The organism is Lentilactobacillus diolivorans DSM 14421, assembly GCF_001434255.1.
Taxonomy (GTDB): domain Bacteria; phylum Bacillota; class Bacilli; order Lactobacillales; family Lactobacillaceae; genus Lentilactobacillus; species Lentilactobacillus diolivorans.
Genome location: NZ_AZEY01000107.1, coordinates 52,761 through 70,932, shown reverse-complemented (window position 1 = coordinate 70,932; position 18,172 = coordinate 52,761). Strand labels below are relative to the sequence as shown.

At 39.8% G+C, this 18,172-nt stretch carries 18 protein-coding genes; all 18 read left to right on the top strand.

The genetic code is table 11. The features are described from left to right. The first annotated feature begins 23 nt into the window (after positions 1-23). Entirely contained in the window at positions 24-335 is a 312-nt protein-coding gene (gatC, locus tag FC85_RS14200) for an Asp-tRNA(Asn)/Glu-tRNA(Gln) amidotransferase subunit GatC (RefSeq protein WP_057866170.1), read from the top strand. Continuing rightward, on the top strand, positions 335-1,798 hold the full coding sequence (gene gatA, locus FC85_RS14195) for an Asp-tRNA(Asn)/Glu-tRNA(Gln) amidotransferase subunit GatA (protein ID WP_057866169.1): 1,464 nt from the start codon (positions 335-337) through the stop codon (positions 1,796-1,798). The genes gatC and gatA overlap by 1 nt, the downstream gene beginning before the upstream one ends. Continuing rightward, positions 1,798-3,219 carry an Asp-tRNA(Asn)/Glu-tRNA(Gln) amidotransferase subunit GatB gene (gene gatB, locus FC85_RS14190; protein ID WP_057866168.1) on the top strand — a complete coding sequence of 474 codons (1,422 nt, stop codon included), beginning with the start codon at positions 1,798-1,800 and terminating at the stop codon, positions 3,217-3,219. The genes gatA and gatB overlap by 1 nt, the downstream gene beginning before the upstream one ends. Positions 3,220-3,234: 15 nt before the next feature. Then, the gene (locus tag FC85_RS14185; protein ID WP_057866184.1) at positions 3,235-4,233 is read left to right on the top strand and encodes a diacylglycerol kinase; all 999 of its coding nucleotides are present in this window, start codon (positions 3,235-3,237) and stop codon (positions 4,231-4,233) included. Between the two features lie 78 nt (positions 4,234-4,311). Beyond that, on the top strand, positions 4,312-5,676 hold the full coding sequence (gene rlmD / locus FC85_RS14180) for a 23S rRNA (uracil(1939)-C(5))-methyltransferase RlmD (RefSeq protein WP_057866167.1): 1,365 nt from the start codon (positions 4,312-4,314) through the stop codon (positions 5,674-5,676). A gap of 221 nt (positions 5,677-5,897) precedes the next feature. Continuing rightward, complete coding sequence (locus FC85_RS14175; protein ID WP_057866166.1) at positions 5,898-6,266, top strand: carboxymuconolactone decarboxylase family protein; 369 nt, start codon at positions 5,898-5,900, stop codon at positions 6,264-6,266. Then, complete coding sequence (locus FC85_RS14170) at positions 6,259-6,645, top strand: carboxymuconolactone decarboxylase family protein (protein ID WP_057866165.1); 387 nt, start codon at positions 6,259-6,261, stop codon at positions 6,643-6,645. Before FC85_RS14175 ends, FC85_RS14170 begins: the two co-directional genes overlap by 8 nt. Before the next feature lie 688 nt (positions 6,646-7,333). Continuing rightward, positions 7,334-8,533, top strand: a complete 1,200-nt coding sequence (locus FC85_RS14165; RefSeq protein WP_057866164.1) for a quaternary amine ABC transporter ATP-binding protein — start codon at positions 7,334-7,336, stop codon at positions 8,531-8,533. Continuing rightward, positions 8,526-9,377, top strand: a complete 852-nt coding sequence (locus FC85_RS14160; protein WP_057866163.1) for an ABC transporter permease — start codon at positions 8,526-8,528, stop codon at positions 9,375-9,377. Before FC85_RS14165 ends, FC85_RS14160 begins: the two co-directional genes overlap by 8 nt. Positions 9,378-9,389: 12 nt before the next feature. After that, positions 9,390-10,295, top strand: a complete 906-nt coding sequence (locus FC85_RS14155) for a glycine betaine ABC transporter substrate-binding protein (protein ID WP_057866162.1) — start codon at positions 9,390-9,392, stop codon at positions 10,293-10,295. 239 nt (positions 10,296-10,534) lie between these two features. Beyond that, the gene (gene deoC, locus FC85_RS14150; RefSeq protein WP_057866161.1) at positions 10,535-11,203 is read left to right on the top strand and encodes a deoxyribose-phosphate aldolase; all 669 of its coding nucleotides are present in this window, start codon (positions 10,535-10,537) and stop codon (positions 11,201-11,203) included. Between the two features lie 28 nt (positions 11,204-11,231). Beyond that, positions 11,232-12,446 carry a phosphopentomutase gene (locus FC85_RS14145; protein ID WP_057866160.1) on the top strand — a complete coding sequence of 405 codons (1,215 nt, stop codon included), beginning with the start codon at positions 11,232-11,234 and terminating at the stop codon, positions 12,444-12,446. Then, a complete protein-coding gene (deoD, locus tag FC85_RS14140; protein WP_057866159.1) occupies positions 12,443-13,150 on the top strand; it encodes a purine-nucleoside phosphorylase in 708 nt (235 codons plus the stop codon). Before FC85_RS14145 ends, deoD begins: the two co-directional genes overlap by 4 nt. Positions 13,151-13,510: 360 nt before the next feature. Continuing rightward, on the top strand, positions 13,511-14,461 hold the full coding sequence (locus tag FC85_RS14135) for a sugar-binding transcriptional regulator (protein WP_057866158.1): 951 nt from the start codon (positions 13,511-13,513) through the stop codon (positions 14,459-14,461). 99 nt (positions 14,462-14,560) lie between these two features. Next, positions 14,561-15,880, top strand: a complete 1,320-nt coding sequence (locus tag FC85_RS14130; RefSeq protein WP_057866157.1) for a pyrimidine-nucleoside phosphorylase — start codon at positions 14,561-14,563, stop codon at positions 15,878-15,880. A gap of 252 nt (positions 15,881-16,132) precedes the next feature. Further along, positions 16,133-16,372 (top strand): hypothetical protein, encoded by a 240-nt coding sequence (locus FC85_RS14125; RefSeq protein ID WP_057866156.1) that lies wholly within the window; start codon positions 16,133-16,135, stop codon positions 16,370-16,372. 74 nt (positions 16,373-16,446) lie between these two features. Next, complete coding sequence (locus tag FC85_RS14120) at positions 16,447-17,400, top strand: SPFH domain-containing protein (RefSeq protein WP_186825077.1); 954 nt, start codon at positions 16,447-16,449, stop codon at positions 17,398-17,400. Between the two features lie 316 nt (positions 17,401-17,716). Beyond that, a complete protein-coding gene (gene fabZ / locus FC85_RS14115; protein ID WP_057866154.1) occupies positions 17,717-18,163 on the top strand; it encodes a 3-hydroxyacyl-ACP dehydratase FabZ in 447 nt (148 codons plus the stop codon). The last annotated feature ends 9 nt before the right edge of the window (positions 18,164-18,172 follow it).

Genomic DNA, 18,172 nt, shown 5'->3' with positions numbered 1-18,172 from the left:
TTTCAGAAGAGAGAAGGATATCAATGACTGAAAAGATCTCCGAAGATCAAGTAAAACACGTTGCTGAACTGGCCAAGTTGAAAATCAATGCGGATCAACTACCGTATTTTACGACGCAACTTGATCAGATTATTGGTTTATTTGAAACCTTAAGTAAAGTTGATACTGATGGTGTTGAACCAACAAGTAGTGTGACTGATCAAATTAATGTCATGCGTGAAGATATCGCGGATAATTGGAATCAGCGTCAAGCATTGCTGGATAATGCACCTGATACGCAAGATGGCTATATCCGAGTTCCTGTCATTATTGACGAAAGTGAGGATAACAACTAATGAATTATTTTGATCAATCTCTGAGCAGTGTTCATGAGAAACTTGCCAGTAAGGCAATTTCTGCGACTGATTTGGTTAAGCAGACGCTGGATAATATTAAAAATGTTGATTCTAAAATTAATGCCTTCATTACGGTTGATGAAGATGGTGCTTTGAAAAAAGCAAAACAAATTGATGAAAAAGGTATTGACTCAAATAATTTATTATCTGGAATGCCAATTGCAATCAAAGATAATATGGTTACCAAGGGACTTAAAACGACTGCTGCTTCAAAAATTCTTGAAAATTTCAAACCAATTTATGATGCAACTGCTGTCAAAAAATTAAATGACTTAGGATCTATTAACGTTGGTAAAACAAATATGGATGAGTTTGCCATGGGTGGTTCTACTGAAAACTCTGCCTTCCAGACAACACATAACCCTTGGGATGAAACCAAGGTGCCTGGTGGGTCGTCTGGTGGCTCTGCAGCCGCGGTCGCAGCTGGTGAGGTGTTAGCTGCACTTGGTTCAGATACTGGTGGCTCAATTCGCCAACCAGCCTCATTTAATGGCGTTGTTGGGATGAAGCCCACATATGGACGAGTTTCACGTTGGGGTTTAATTGCATTTGGTTCTAGTTTGGATCAAATTGGACCAATTACTCGCAACGTTTTTGATAACGCAACGGTGCTAAATGCGATTGCTGGGCATGATGACCATGATTTAACATCATCAGATAAGGTAATTCCTGATTTTACCAGCACTTTAAACAAAGGTGTTAAAGGATTAAAAATTGGAATTCCTTCAGAATTCATGGCGCAAGGACTTGATGATGACGTTAAACAAGTTGTTTTAGACACCGCTGAAACGTTTAAAAAATTGGGTGCAACGGTTGAAGAGGTATCACTGCCACATACTCAGTATGGCGTTGCTGCTTACTATATTATTTCATCCTCTGAAGCTTCATCTAACTTGCAGCGATTTGATGGTATTCGGTATGGATACCGGGCAAAAGATGCTAAGAGTCTTGAAGATGTCTATGTTAAATCCCGTTCTGAAGGATTTGGCGATGAAGTTAAACGTCGAATTATGCTTGGAACGTTCTCTCTATCAGCCGGATTCTATGACGCCTATTTTAAAAAGGCAGCTCAAGTACGAACATTGATGATTAACGACTTTACTAAGATTTTTAAAGACTTTGATCTCATTCTTGCACCAACAGCACCAACTCCTGCTTATGGAATTGGTGAAGACATTTCCGATCCGATGACAATGTATATGAATGATGTTCTAACGTTACCAGTTAACCTGGCTGGACTACCTGGAATGTCAATTCCGGCCGGCTTTTCAAAAGGATTACCGGTTGGTGTTCAACTCATTGGCCGACCTTATGATGAGTTAACAGTGTATCAAGCTGGTAGTGCTTTTGAACAGGACACTGATTTTAACAAGCAAACACCAAAGATGGGAGGAAATAACTAATGAATTTTGAGACAACAATTGGGCTGGAAGTGCACGTTGAATTAAAGACTCATTCGAAGATTTTTAGTCCTTCTCCCGTTGAATTTGGTGATCAACCCAACAGTAATACCAACGTTATTGATTGGGGTTACCCCGGTGTCTTACCGACAACTAATAAGGGCGTTGTTCACGATGGAATCATGGCTGGATTAGCACTTCACGCGCAAATTCAGAAACATCCACATTTTGATCGAAAAAATTATTTTTATCCAGATAATCCAAAAGCTTACCAGATTACCCAGGCTGAGACGCCAATTGCTCACGATGGTTGGGTTGAAATTGAAGTCGATGATAAAAAGAAAAAAATTGGGATTGCCGAGATGCATATTGAAGAGGATGCCGGGAAGAACTCCCATGCAACCCGTTATTCGTATGTTGATTTAAACCGACAAGGGACGCCCTTAATTGAAATTGTTTCAAAACCTGATATCTCATCACCTGATGAAGCTTATGCTTATTTGGAACAATTGCGCCAAGTCATTCAATTTACTGGTATTTCTGACGTTAAGATGGAAGAAGGTTCTATGCGGGTTGATGTTAATATTTCGGTCCGGCCGGTTGGTCAGAAAGAATTTGGAACTAAGACTGAATTAAAAAACCTCAACTCCTTTAATTATGTTCGCAAAGGGCTGGCTTTTGAGGAACAACGACACCAACGCGTGTTAATGTCCGGTGGTAAAATTGCACAGGAAACTCGCCGTTTTGATGAAGTAAGTGGACAAACCATTTTAATGCGGACCAAGGAAGGTTCTGATGATTATCGTTACTTCCCAGAACCAGATTTGCCAGTTCTAAATATTTCTCAGAATTGGATTGATTCGATCAAACAGGAATTGCCAGAACCGCCTGCTAAACGTCGACAAAGATATGTTGATGAACTTGGAATTACTGATTATGATGCCATGGTTTTGACGCAAACCAAGGAAATGTCTGATTTTTATGATCAGATGATCAAAGATGGTGCTGATCCTAAATTAGCTGCCAATTATTTACAAGGAAATGTTAATGAATTCTTAAACGATAATCAGGTTGAACTTCAAGACACTAAGATTACCCCAGAACATTTGGCAACCATGATTAAGTTGATCACAGATGGCACAATTTCATCTAAAATGGCTAAAAAAGTTTTCAAAGCAATTACGAATGGTGAAGAGCCGAAGAAGTTTGTTGAGGAAAAGGGTATGGTTCAGTTATCTGATCCTGCCAAACTACAACCGATCATTGACGATGTGGTCGCTGCTAATCCGCAATCGGTTGAAGATTTCCATAATGGAAAAGATCGTGCAATTGGTTTCCTAGTTGGTCAAATTATGAAGCAGACTCATGGTAAAGCCAATCCTCAAGTGGTTAACAAGTTATTAAAAGAATCAATGAGTAAATAGAAAGTCAGGATGGTTATGCGAAAACGGGCCAGAGTAATTTATAATCCAACTTCCGGACGAGAATTATTAAAACAAAAAATGGTAGATATTTTGAATGAGTTTGAGCATGCAGGATATGAAACCAGCGCTTTTGCGACAACCCCAGCTAAGGATTCTGCAAAAGATGAGGCAAGACGATCAGCACAAGAAGGATTTGAGTTAATCGTTGCGGCTGGTGGAGATGGTACAATTAATGAGGTTGTAAATGGGATTGCACCACTTAAGAAGCGTCCTAAAATGGCTATTATTCCCGCCGGTACAACTAACGATTATGCTCGTGCATTGCACATTCCGCGTGAGGACCCTGTTGAAGCTGCTAAGATGGTTTTAAAGAAACAAACAATTCATATGGATATTGGTAAAGCAGGTGAAAATTACTTCATTAATATTGCAGCGGGGGGATTGTTGACAGAATTAACTTATGATGTGCCGTCTGATCTGAAAACGGTGTTTGGCTACCTCGCCTATTTGGTTAAGGGTGCTGAGTTATTGCCCAGAATTAAGCCGATTGAAATGGACTTAAGGTATGACGGTGGTGAATTTAAGGGCAAGGCATCCATGTTTTTCCTTGCGCTTACAAATTCTGTTGGTGGTTTTGAGCAGATTGTCCCCGATGCGGCACTGGACGATGGTAAATTTACACTGATTATTGTTAAAACCAGTAATTTGGTCGAGATTTTACATTTGGTTTCCAAGGTTCTAAATGGTGGGCGACATGTCGATGATCCGCGGATTATTTATAAGAAGACCCGCAAAGTGACTGCGCGACCCGTCAATGATCGAATGCTAATTAATCTTGACGGCGAATATGGTGGTGATGCGCCGATGACGTTTGTTGATTTGAAACAGCATATTGAGTTTTTTGCCAATACCGACGAAATTCCAGACAAAGCTTATTCGGATGAGACCAATGAGATGCGCTTGGTTGAAAAGAACTTCGTCAAAGGCGTTGACAAACTCCCTGACAAAGAATAGTTTTATATAGTATGTTAAAATTGCGTTGCGATGATTTCGTATCGCAATTTTTGTTTCTAAGTAAAAAAAGGTGAATATATGAAAATACAAGCTCCAGTAAATAAGAATCAAGAATATGACGTCAAAATTTCCGACTTAACTTATCAAGGTATGGGTGTTGCTAAAATTGACGATTTCCCCATCTTTATCGAAAATGCGTTACCCACTGAAGATGTCACGATGAAGGTAACCAAGGTTAAAAAGAATTTTGCCTTTGGCCGGGTGGTTAAAATTAATCAAAAGAGTGCTGACCGGGTTGACTTAGTGGATAAAGCTTACACTCAAACTGGCATTGCGCCATTACAGCATTTAAAATATGATGCACAACTTGCTTTTAAGCAACATCAAATCCAAGTTGATTTTGATAAAATGAAACTTGACGTTCAAGTTGACCCAACAATTGGGATGGATCGGCCGTATAAATATCGAAATAAAGCTCAAATTCCCGTTCGTTTGATTAATGGCCAATTAGAAACGGGCTTTTATCGAAAACATTCACATGATTTAGTACCGATTGAAGATTTTTATATTCAGGATCCTAAGATTGATGAAGCTGTCGTAGTTGTTCGTGATATCTTACGAAAATATAAACTTCAGCCATATAACGAAACCACTAATAAGGGAACTATTCGTAATATTATGGTGCGCCGCGGCCACTACTCTCATCAGATGATGATTGTATTGATTACACGAACGGAGAAGTTGCCAAGTAAGGCAGAAATTATTTCCGAAATTACCAAGGCACTTCCTGAAGTTAAGAGTATCGTTCAAAACGTTAATCCCAAAAAGACTAACGGCTTAATGGGTAAAGAAAATAAATTATTAGCTGGTAATCGAACCATTGAAGATACTTTAATGGGTTTAAAATTTGAAATTTCTGCCAGTTCATTTTACCAAGTCAATCCAGTTCAAACCGAAAAGCTATATGACTTGGCAACTAAGAAAGCAGACTTATCAGCTGATGACATTGTGATTGATGCGTACTGTGGGATTGGAACCATCTCGCTTTCGATGGCTCGAGTTGCCAAAAAGGTTTACGGTGTTGAAATTGTGCCTGAGGCGATTGAAGATGCCAAAAAGAACGCAAAAATTAACAATATCACCAACGTTAAATTTAAGGTCGGTAAGGCTGAGGAGCAGTTAGCAAAATGGCAGGAAGATGGCTTAAAACCTGACGTTGTCGTTGTGGACCCACCTCGCAAAGGGTTGGAAAATACGCTAATTGACAGCGTGGTAAAGATGCAACCCAAGCGAGTTGTTTACGTTTCCTGCAATCCTGCAACGCTTGCCCGTGATGTTAAATTATTTACTGAACAAGGCTACCACGTGAATCAGCCAGTTCAACCAGTTGACCAATTTCCTCAGACAGTGCACGTGGAATCAATTACGGTATTAGAGAAATAGTTCATTGATCTGGTGATAAATTACATCCAGATTAACTACTTGAGATTAAGAAATTACTCGAAATCTTATTTTATGGGCTTAAAGAGATGAAATGTAATATTTTATATCGTGATTGTGATCCAAAAGAGACTAAAGGTAATTTTCAATTACCCTAGCCTCTTTTTTTGATAAGATCTACAATGAAATCGGTTACGTTAATTTTTAACGAGGAGGTTTTGAATTTGTCAGTATCACATTCAAAGAAAATAGGGAATGTCGGATCAGATAATTGGAATTCTATATCTAGGTCAGAATTTCCTGAATTAAGTCAGGCATTTCAACAGATTGTCGAGGAAAACAATGGTAAAGGCCGTGTTTCACAAGCTGTTAAACGCTTATGTGCGGTTGCAATTGCGATTCAGTTGCGAAGCGATGCGTTGATTGTCATCACTATCAAACAGGCGATTGTAAGTGGTGCCAGTCGAGATCAAGTCAAAGAAGCAATTGGAATTGCACTGATGATGAATGGTGGACCGGTATTTGAGTATGGTGTCCGGGCATTGAAAGCGTTTGACACGTTTAATCATAAAGGAGATAAAAGCAATGGCTAATTACGTTGATGAGCTAAATCAATATTTAGATAATAATCAGACTTTTATGAAAGAGGTCCCTGGTCCCGGTAAAGGATTTGATATTTTACACTGGACTGCCAGCCAACCTGGTGCCTTAACACCAGCTGAAAAAGAATTAATTGCGTTAAGTATGGCCGTTAACATGCGCTGCGAAAGTTGTATGGTTCAACATACCGCATCTGCCCTAATGGCCGGAGCCACTCGTGATCAGATTAAAGAAGCCCTTGGTGTTACATTGGAAATGAGCGGTGGACCGACGTTTGTATATGGACCGATGGTTTTGGATATGTGTGATCAGTTGTTGGCTGACCCAGATTTCAAAAGTAAATTAGATCATACTGAATTATTCTCAAAATAAAGTCGTAAACGATAAGGAATAGTGATTTTAACCGCTTTTCTAGTCATCATTTATACATGATGTTGTTTACATGAAAGTGGTTCTCCAGCACATCGTAATTGATATGTGTGTCGTAGCTGCAATCGATGTCATCATTTTTTTGACTGCCAACAAGCGTAAACCTGCTTCAAAGATTTTGTAAGATCAAGTGATATGTGGACATTATTAATTATATTTTTACTAGCAAAAAAAGTTTCCGATTAAGCAGAAAGATCATCGGAAGCTTTTTTATCTCTTGAAAGCCGAATATTTCTAATTGTAAAATTTGACTTTAATTAGTTTGAGAAAATCACTATGATTTGTCTGATTTTTCAGTTTCGATTCAAATTAAAGCGTCAAAAAGATTAAATTCGAAATAAATTGAATAATTAGGGGTAAACCGCATAAGATAGACCATTAGTCGCTATGATGCCTGTTTAGGCATAGATTATTAATAATGACGTCTGGATTCTTAATGCCATGGGCTTTTGGACACATTAAATTGTAATTGAACTGATAACATAAAATAACTAAATATTTGAAACGGTGGCTATTTTTTGTTAAAGTTATTCCTGTTATTCAATTATTCAAATTTCATTTCCGCATGCCGGGAGTGTCATTCTGAAATTGTTTTTTGTTATGTCACTATGAATTTTGATAGGAGGAAAGCATGACAGCGAAATTACAAGTGCAACATCTTACCAAAATTTTTGGAAGAAGAATTCCAAAGGCCCAAGAATTATTAAAGGCTGGTAAGTCGAAAGCTGATATCTTAAAATCAGTTGGTGCAACGGTTGGTGTTACTGATGCCAACTTTGAGGTCAATGATGGTGAAATCTTTGTGATCATGGGATTATCAGGTAGTGGTAAGTCAACAATGATCCGAATGATTAACCGATTAATTGAGCCAACATCCGGACACGTGTTAATTGATGGTCAAGATTTAACATCACTTGGTAAAAAACAATTACTCGAAGTCCGTCGCAAGAAAATGAGCATGGTTTTTCAAAATTTTGCCCTTTTTCCAAACCGAACAATCATTGATAATACCGCCTATGGATTAGAAATTCAGGGTGTTGATAGGGATACCAGACTAAGCAAAGCTCACGACGCTTTAGAGCTGGTTGGCCTTGATGGTTATGATGATCAGTATCCAACTCAATTATCTGGTGGGATGCAACAGCGGGTTGGACTTGCCCGTGCATTAGCAAATGACTCGCAAATTTTATTGATGGACGAGGCATTTTCAGCTCTTGATCCACTTAACCGAAAAGATATGCAGAACGAATTGTTGGATCTTCAAGAAAATTTGCATAAGACAATTGTCTTTATTTCTCATGATTTGAATGAAGCATTGCGAATTGGCGATCGGATTATGATTATGCGAGATGGTCAAGTTGTCCAAACTGGGACTCCGGAAGAGATTTTGACTCAGCCGGCGAATGAATACGTTGAACGATTTATTGAAGATGTTGATCGAACAAAGGTCCTGACCGCATCAAATGTTATGATTCGGCCAAACATTGTTAATATTGATAAAGATGGGCCAAGAATTGCAATGCGTCGGATGTTGGAAAACGAAATTTCTTCGGTTTACGTGGTTAATAATAAACGTGAATTTGTTGGGACTGTTGATGCTAGTCATGCAATGGATTTGATTAAACAAAAAATTACAAAACTAGATTCAGTTGTTCAAAAAAATGTCCCAACAACTGGTCCTGATACGCCGATTACGACAATTATGGAACAAATTTCTCAAACACCGATTCCATATGCCGTGGTGGATGATCAGAAGCATCTATTGGGAATCATCATTCGAGGTGCCGTTCTGGGTGCTATTTCAGGAAATGAGGTGAGCGAAGATGAATAATTTTCCACAGTTACCAGTTTCCAGCTGGATTGATAAATTTGTCGATTGGCTTGCCGGCTTTGAGGGATTTTTTAATGCGATCACTAATTTTGTTGGTGGGATCATTAACGGATTCCAATGGGTATTTGATCTATTGCCGATTTGGCTGTTTATGGTCATCGTTGTTGGTGGCACGTATTGGTTGAACCGAAAAACCAAACATTGGGGATTGATTAGTTTTGAGATTGTTGGTCTGCTATATATCTGGAACCAAGGCTTTTGGCGAGATATGACGCAAACCTTGACGCTAGTCTTAACATCTAGTCTGATTGCTTTGATCATTGGGGTACCACTCGGCATCTGGATGGCAAAGTCAAAGATTTTTGAAGCGATTAATAAACCGATTCTTGATTTCATGCAGACAATGCCAGCATTCGTTTATTTAATTCCTGCCGTTGCGTTCTTCGGAATTGGGATGGTTCCTGGTGTGATTGCATCTGTTATTTTCGCCATGCCCCCCACAGTTCGGATGACTAATTTGGGAATTAGACAAGTTCCTGCTGACCTAATTGAAGCTGCTGATTCATACGGTTCAACTGGGTGGCAGAAGTTATTTAAGGTCCAATTGCCATTAGCTAAATCAACTTTAATGGCTGGAGTGAATCAGAGCATGATGCTGTCACTGTCGATGGTTGTGATCGCGTCAATGATCGGTGCCATGGGACTTGGAAATAAGGTTTACTTTGCTGTTGGCCGAAATGATGCCGGTGGTGGCTTTGCAGCTGGTTTGGCGATTGTTATTTTAGCCATTATTTTGGATCGAATTACTCAAGCAATTAACCGAAGTAGAATTCCTAAGTCATAGAAAGGGGTTACGATGAAAAAAACAATTAGTCGATTTTTATTATTAATTTCGATGGTCTTTTCCGTGTTGCTCCTTTCGGCCTGTTCCAGCACGATTGCCAAATATAATCCCAATGAACCTGTTGGCAAGCAGATCAATTACACAATTACGGGGATTGAAGCTGGTGCTGGTGAGATGACAACAACTCAAAAAGTCATGAAAGCTTACGGGTTGAATAAAGGAAATTGGCAGCTTCAAACCAGTTCAACCGCTGCGATGATTAGTACGCTTGCTAAGGATGTTAAAAATAAACAACCAATTGTGGTGACTTCCTGGACGCCTCATTGGATGGTAAATCGTTATCATTTGAAGTTTCTAAAGGATCCTAAGAATATTTATGGGAAAACCGAGGACATTCATACGATTGTTCGTAAGGGATTAAAAAAGGATAAGCCTGAAGCTTACCAAATGTTAAACCGATTCCACTGGACGCCTGATGAAATGGCAGCTGTGATGCTAAAAGTTAATAGCGGTGAAGATCCACGACGGGCAACTAAGAATTGGATGACTCAACATAAGCAACAGGTTAATTCATGGACGAAAGGAATCAAACATGTCCATGGAAAATCCATCAAGTTGACTTATGTCGCTTGGGATTCCGAAATTGCCTCAACCAATCTCGTTGCTAATGTATTGCGTTCACTAGGTTATAAAGTTGAAATTCAAGCAATGGAACTTCAGCCGCTTTGGGCATCGATTGCAACCAATGCAGCTGATGGGATGGTTTGTGCGTGGCTGCCAACGACTCAAGGAATGTACTATAAAGATTACAAAGGTAAGTTTGATGATCTGGGAACTAATTTAAGTGGTGCTAAAGTTGGACTGGCCGTTCCGAAATATATGAAAAACATTAATTCAATTAGTGATTTAGCAAAATAAATCTATGAATCGATCAAGCACAATATCAGAAATCACATCTCTTTAGAAGCTGATTTTAATAGAGAATTTTTGTGATTACAAGAGACGTTCAAGACAAAAGTAAGTTTGCCTTGAACGCCTCTTTTTTCGTGGAAAAGTTTATTTATTCACATTGATGAACGTTATTTCAACGTATTGCTTTACATATGTTCTAAAATCCTGTATGATAAGTCTGTAAAAATGAAAGGGGTTACATTGCCATGGACACGACATTAACAACTGCACAGTTAGCGAAATATTTAGATCATACGAATTTAAAGCCGAATGCAACGGCTGCAGATATTAAGGAAACTTGTGAGGAAGCTGTGAAATATAACACGGCATCTGTTTGTGTTAATTCTCATTGGATTCCCTTGGTTGCCGAGGCATTAAAGGGAACAGCGGTTAAACCGATTACGGTTGTGGGCTTTCCATTGGGAGCAACTAATACGGCCACAAAGGTTTATGAAGCAATTACCGCAATTGATGATGGTGCCGAAGAGATTGATATGGTGATTAACATTGGTGAGTTAATTGGTGGAAATAATCGGTTTGTAATCAATGATATTCAAGCAATTGCCGCTGCGGTTCATGCTAAGGGTAAACTACTGAAAGTTATTCTTGAGACGTCGTACCTGAATGATGATCAAATTGTTGCAGGATGCCAAGATTCAGAAGCAGCAGGAGCAGATTACGTGAAAACCTCGACGGGGTTTAGTTCTGCGGGTGCCAAAGTTGCCGATGTTGCGTTAATGCGAAAAACAGTTGGTGACCGACTTGGAGTTAAAGCCTCTGGTGGTATTCATTCAAGGCAAGAAGCTCTGGCAATGATTAAGGCTGGTGCAAGTCGATTGGGCGTTAGTGCGACAACTAAAATTTTAGCTAACTAGCATACTGTTCGTTAGGGGAGGCACATTTATGAGTACAAAGAAATATAAGCGGATTTTTGGTATTGTCATGGATTCAGTTGGAACTGGTGCAGCACCGGATGCTGCCAAATTTGGGGATGTTGGTTCCGATACGTTGGGACATGTTGGTGAAGCTTACCAAGGAAATTTAAAAATTCCAAACCTACAAAGATTGGGGATTTCAAATCTTAGAAAAACACCAATCGAAGGGGTTAATAAAGTTGAAAGACCAATCGGTTATTACGGGAAAATGCAAGAGATTTCTGCCGGCAAAGATAGTATGGATGGTCATTGGGAAATGATGGGTCTGCCCGTCAAGCAGCCGTTAAATACTTTTCCAAACGGGTTTCCAGCCGATATTATTAAAAAATTAGAAGCGTTTTCCGGACGAAAGGTGATTGGTAACCGGCCAGAATCTGGAACAAAAATCATTGCTGAACTTGGGGAACAACAAATGAAGACTGGCGATTTAATCGTTTATACCTCTGGTGATTCGGTGTTACAAATTGCCGCTCATGAAGATGTCATTCCACTAAAGGAACTTTATAGGATCTGTGAGTATGCGCGTTCGTTGGTTAATGGGCCGGAGTATACGGTTGGTCGAATCATCGCTCGTCCATACGTTGGGCCGGATAAGGATCATTTTACTCGAACAGCCAATCGGCATGATTTTACTTTGGAACCAATTGGCCAAACTGATTTAGACTATTTAAAAGCTGCAGGTATTCATACTGTTGGAATTGGTAAAATTAATGATATCTTTTCCGGTCACGGAATTGCTGAAGGCTATCATAATGAAAGCAATATGGATGGTATGGATCATGTGGATCATGTTATGGCTGAAGACTTCACCGGATTCTGCTTTACAAACCTGGTTGATTTTGATGCAATGTATGGTCATCGTCGTAACCCGATTGGATTTGGTAAAGCTTTAATGGACTTTGATAAGCGATTGGGCACGGTCTTGAATCAATTGAAGGCTGATGATTTATTAATCATTACGGCAGACCATGGGAATGATCCTGGATTTAAGGGAACCGATCATACTCGCGAACAAGTTCCGGTTTTGGTATATTCACCGTCTATGAGTGATGGTGGCAGTCTTGGGATTCGGCAGACATTTGCCGATTTTGGGGCAACGGTTTTGGATAACTTTAATGTTAAAGGGAATCAAATTGGAACAAGTTTTCTAAGTGAGTTGAAGAACACGGAGGAAATCAAATGAGTACACATATTGGCGCAAAGCCTGGTGAAATTGCTGAGACGGTTTTAATGCCTGGTGATCCAAGACGAGCTAAATACATTGCTGAAACGTATTTAGAAAATCCGGTTTGTTACAGTCAAGTTCGGAATATGCTGGGTTATACCGGAACGTACAAAGGTAAACGATTGTCAATTCAAGGTTCCGGAATGGGGATCCCTTCGCTGGCAATTTATACAACTGAATTAATCAAAGAATATGGGGTTAAGACGATTTATCGGGTAGGTAGTTGTGGTGGCATGAGCCCGGATGTTAAAATTAGAGACGTTATTCTCGGCCAAGCTGGTACGACCGATTCATCAATTATTGCCAATACCTTTGGCCCGGGAATGTATTATTCGCCGATTGCTGACTTTGGCCTGCTGGATTCGGCTTATCATACAGCAGAGAAAATGGGAATTAATACAAAGGTGGGTAATATATTTGCCGCCGACCGATTCTATAATGATGAATTGGATATTCATCAATTGATTGATTATGGTGTTTTGGCGACTGAAATGGAAACATCGGGTCTATATTTGTTGGCAGCCAAACATCATATTCGAGCATTAACGATTTTAACGGTTAGTGATCACCTACTGACGGGCGAAAAGCTGTCGGCGCAGGAAAGAGAAACATCGTTCGATGAAATGGCCAAGTTATCGTTGGAGACGGCGATTCAAAATTAAAGAGTGCGACAACCAGCGGTTAGTCCCCAGAATATAAGCAGCGGTATCGAATATTCTGGTTTTGAATATTTGATAGCGCTGCTTATATGGCCGGGGACTGCTGGTTGTCGCACGTTTCGGCCAAGTAGCAAGTCCGGGTTCCGAATATTCTGGTTTTGAATATTTGATAGCGCTGCTTATATGGCCGGAGGCTGCTGGTTGGGGCACGTTTCGGCCAGGTAGCAAGTCCGGGTCCGAATATTCTGGTTTTGAATATTTGATCGCGCTGCTTATATGCCCGGGGCAGCTGGTTAGTCACATGTTTCATGATTGAGAAAGCTAAAAGAAAATATGGTTTAGAATAAAGGGAGTGTGAAATAGATGGCCGAGATTAGAGACGTTGCAAAATTAAAACAGAGTTTACAGGTGGCTGAAATGTATTATCAAAATAATTATAGCCAACTGGAAATTGCCAAACGGGTTGGTGTTTCTCGGCCAACTGTTTCGCGCTTATTGCAATATGCTAAGGATAATGGTCTGGTTCGAATCCAGATTGTCAATCCATTAGTTGATTCCCAAGTACTTGCCACTCAGTTGAGTGACAAGTATGGTGTCGATTTTCACGTTGTTCCGCATAATTATGGTGGTTTGTCTTCATTTCAAGAAAGTGTGGGCAAATATGCTGCTGACTTTCTAACAACGATTGTACAGCCAGGTGATATTATTGGACTTGGTTGGGGGAGAACCGTACATTCGGTAACCAAACAGATAGAAGAACAAAATGCATCTGGTGTCCAAGTTGTCCAATTGAAGGGTAGCGTGAGTTATGCCACTGAAAAAACTTGGGCATATGAATCTGCAAATGAGTTGGCGAAGGCCTACCGAACCCGTCCCGAATATTTACCCTTGCCAGTGATTTTTGACAATAAGGTGACTAAGGAGATGGTCGAAAGTGACCGTCACATTAAGCATATCTTAGATTTGGGCAGGAAAGCCAATGTGGCATTATTTACTGTTGGGACCGTTCGATCAGAAGCGTTGATTTTTCAACTGGGTTATTTCAATGAACAGGAAAAAGAACAGCTGCAACAGGTAGCAATCGGGGATGTCTTTTCCCGTTTCATTGATCGTAACGGCCAGATTGTTAATCAGCAGATTGATGAGCGAACCATTGGGATTCAATTAGATGATTTAAAAGTCAAGGAACATGCCATTTTGGTTGCGACCGGTAATCGCAAAGTAGCGGGGGTTCATGCAGTTCTGAAGGCGGGTTATGCGAATAGTGTTGTGATTGATCAAAGCTTGGCACAATTACTAATTGATTATGATTAGCTAAATTGAAAAGCAGAGGCCGGAAGCAACGTCCAAATTGTGACCGGGTTTTCTTTAAAAGATAAATGTAAGCGATTGCAAAAAGGAGGAAAATAACTTATGCGAATGGTAGATGTGATTCATAATAAGCGTTCTGGTAAAGAATTGACTGAACAAGAAATTCAATTTTTTGTCGATGGCGTTGTCTCAGGTGATATTCCTGATTATCAAATCAGCGCCTTACTTATGGCAATTTACTTCCAGGGAATGACTGAAAAAGAGCAGTCAACATTGACAATGACGATGATGACCTCTGGTGACCATCTCGATTTGAGTGAGATTCCTGGTGTTAAGGTAGACAAGCATTCAACGGGTGGTGTTGGTGATAAAACCAGTATTCCGTTGGCTGCAGTGGTAGCCGCTTTAGGAATTCCTGTCCCAATGATTTCCGGCCGTGGACTGGGGCATACTGGTGGTACTTTAGATAAATTGGAAGCAATTTCTGGGTATCGGGTAGAAATTAGTGAACAGGACTTTATCGAACAGGTTAAGGAAGACAAGCTTGCGATTATTGGCGCAACCGGTAATATTGCGCCAGCTGATAAAAAAATTTATGCTCTCCGGGATGTTACCGACACCGTTGATTCGATTCCATTAATCGCTAGTTCGATTATGAGCAAAAAGATTGCTTCTGGCGCTGATGCTTTAGTGATTGATGTTAAAACCGGCGCTGGTGCATTCATGAAGACACTTGCTGATTCTCGTGAATTGGCAGAGGCTTTGGTAGGAATTGGTAAAGGAGTTGGCATGCAGTGCATGGCTTTGATTACTGATATGAATCAACCCCTGGGTAAAGCCATTGGTAATGCACTGGAAATTCAAGAATCAATTGAATTACTGAAAGGAAATGGACCTGCCGATCTTGAAAAGTTAATTGTTGTTATTGGTGGTTATATGGCTGTTATGGGCAATAAGGCCACGACCGTTGAGCAGGGCCAACAATTATGCGAAGATGTTATTCACAATGGTCAGGCACTTGAACGTTTTCGAGCAATGATTAAAGACCAAGGCGGCGACCCAAGGGTAATTGATGATCCTGAGGAAATCCTGCCACAAGCCAAATACCGGATTACATTACCTGCTAAAACATCAGGGGTTGTCTCCAAGATTGTGGCCAATGAGATCGGTGTTGCCAGCATGTTATTAGGCGGTGGTCGTCAAAAAGCCAACGATAAGCTGGATTACGCCGTGGGAATCATGCTTAATAAGAAAATCGGTGATTCGGTTGAAAAGGGTGAGCCACTCTTAACTATCTATAGTAATCGAAAAAAGGTTGATGATATCAAATCACTTCTCTATGGCAACATCGAAATTGCCAAACAAGCCCAAAAGCCTAAACTGATTTATGAGACTATTGGGGTAGAAAAACAAGGTGTTTAGTGACTTGTTTTCACAACCTGCAAAATAAAGTTCTGTCAAACCAGTTGATTTTTAACTGATTCGACAGAACTTTTTTATTGGTCAGATTAACTTGATTGAGATTCTAATGAGAGATGTGAAAAAGTGGTTAGTGATCAAAATCATCTCTTAATCTTTTTAACTTAGTGGTCATTTGGTCATTCTAACGGTGAAACATAACGAAAAATCTGGTAACCTAAGGTACATAGATTAGAAAGGATGTGAAATGTTTTAATGACCAATATTAATGAATCGTTAAATCAGCAGCTGGTCGGTCGGCTGATTCCGGTTCCGGCTCAAAAGACAGGATTTGCTCAAATCGATGGGATGCCGTTTAGTTATACGATTACCGGGAAATTAAAAGATTCAAAATTTGCTCGAGTTGAAAAGGTCGTTGGGAGCCGGTTACTGGCAAGGGAAATTAGTGGCATCCCTATCGATGCGGATAATGTCCTCAATTTTCAAGACCTGTGAGGATTGTGCATCTTTGCTGATCCTTAGATTAATTTCAGCTGCATCATTTAATGATGATTTATGAAAGGAAGATGTTGGATATGCTCGCAACAGTTATCACGGTGTTGGTGTTGATTGTCTTGATTGTGGCACTATTAAGTATGGTCGTGATTGTTCACTCTGGTGAAGTGAAAGTGATGGAACGGTTTGGTAATTATGTTAAATCGCTTCAACCAGGATTACATATTGTTTTTCCAGTTGTTTATCGTGTTCGCCAAACGGTTTCTCTGCGGCAAACGCCGTTGCAGATGAAGCCGTTTGAAGTGATTACCAAAGAGAATGCTATGATTAAAGCTGAAGTGTCATTGAAATATCATGTCAGCGACGTTGAAGCCTACGTGTATAAAAATGAGAATTCTGAAGAGAGCGTCATTCTGGATTGCCAGTCAATTTTACGGGGAATTATCGGTGGCATGGATCTTAACGATGTTCTTAACGGGACGAATACGATCAACAATAACCTATTTAAAGAGGTTCGTGATATTTCAGAAAATTACGGCGTTGTGGTTGACCGAATTAATATTGGTGAAATTACACCAAGTACTGAAGTTCAAGAATCAATGAATAAATTAATTACTGCTAGTCGAAATAAAGAAGCGATGATTACTGAGGCCGAGGGACAAAAGCAGCAAACCATCGCCGTTGCCCAAGGTCGCGCTCAACAAATTGAAATTGATGCCAAAGCACAAGCGCAACAAGTTAAGATTGCAGCCGAGGCTGAGGCAAATCGAATTACGACGGTTGCTACCGCGCAAGCTAAACAAATTGGATTGGTTAATCAATCAATTAATGATAGTGAGTTAAATGACCGCTTGATTCAATACTTAGGGATTCAGGCGGTCAAAAACTTAGCTGATGGTCAGAATAATACGGTGGTGTTGCCCAGCAACTTAACCGACTTGGCGAATATTCCAGTGACAAAGACTTTATGGGATAATACCGGGCATTCTGATGTCAGCCAGGCAAATTCTAATGAACAGAAAAAGTAATTCAGAATATATGAGTTGTGTTAGAAAGAATGAATTGTAATTAAATTCTTGAGTGGTCTTCATAAAATCTTCATAAAAAAGTTTTGATCTTGAAAAACGCCGTTATTTTGGCGTTTTTCTATTCTTTGTTTTATCGGTTATTACGCCATTAACCAAAATAGTTTGAATTTCAAACTATTTTAGGTTATGATGTGGGATGTTCAAAATTTGGACATGGATGAAGTGAAATCAACCAAATTTTTTGACAATTTAGTTCGAAAGTCGAATTAATCTGGCGTGATACTTGATCAGTTTTGCAACCGAAAGGAAGAAAGCAATGAGTGTATTAGATGCAGCTGAAATTATGGATCTAATTCCCAATCGATATCCAATTTTGTTTATGGATAAAGTCGATGAATTAAATCCGGGTGAATCGATCGTTTGTACCAAAAACGTCACAATTAACGAGGAATTTTTCCAAGGCCATTTTCCTGGGAATCCAGTTATGCCGGGCGTATTAATTATCGAGTCGCTTGCTCAAGCAGCTTCGATTTTAATTCTCAAGACGGAAAAATATCGTGGCAAGACAGCTTACCTTGGTGCCATTGACAATGCCAAATTCAGAAAAGTTGTTCGTCCGGGTGATGTTTTGAAGCTACATGTTGAAATGGAAAAACAGCGTGACAACATGGGCAAAGTTAAATGCGCTGCCAAAGTTGAAGACAAAGTGGCTTGTTCCGCCGACTTAACGTTCATTGTTCCAAATCCAGATAAAAAGATTTAGACCGAGAGT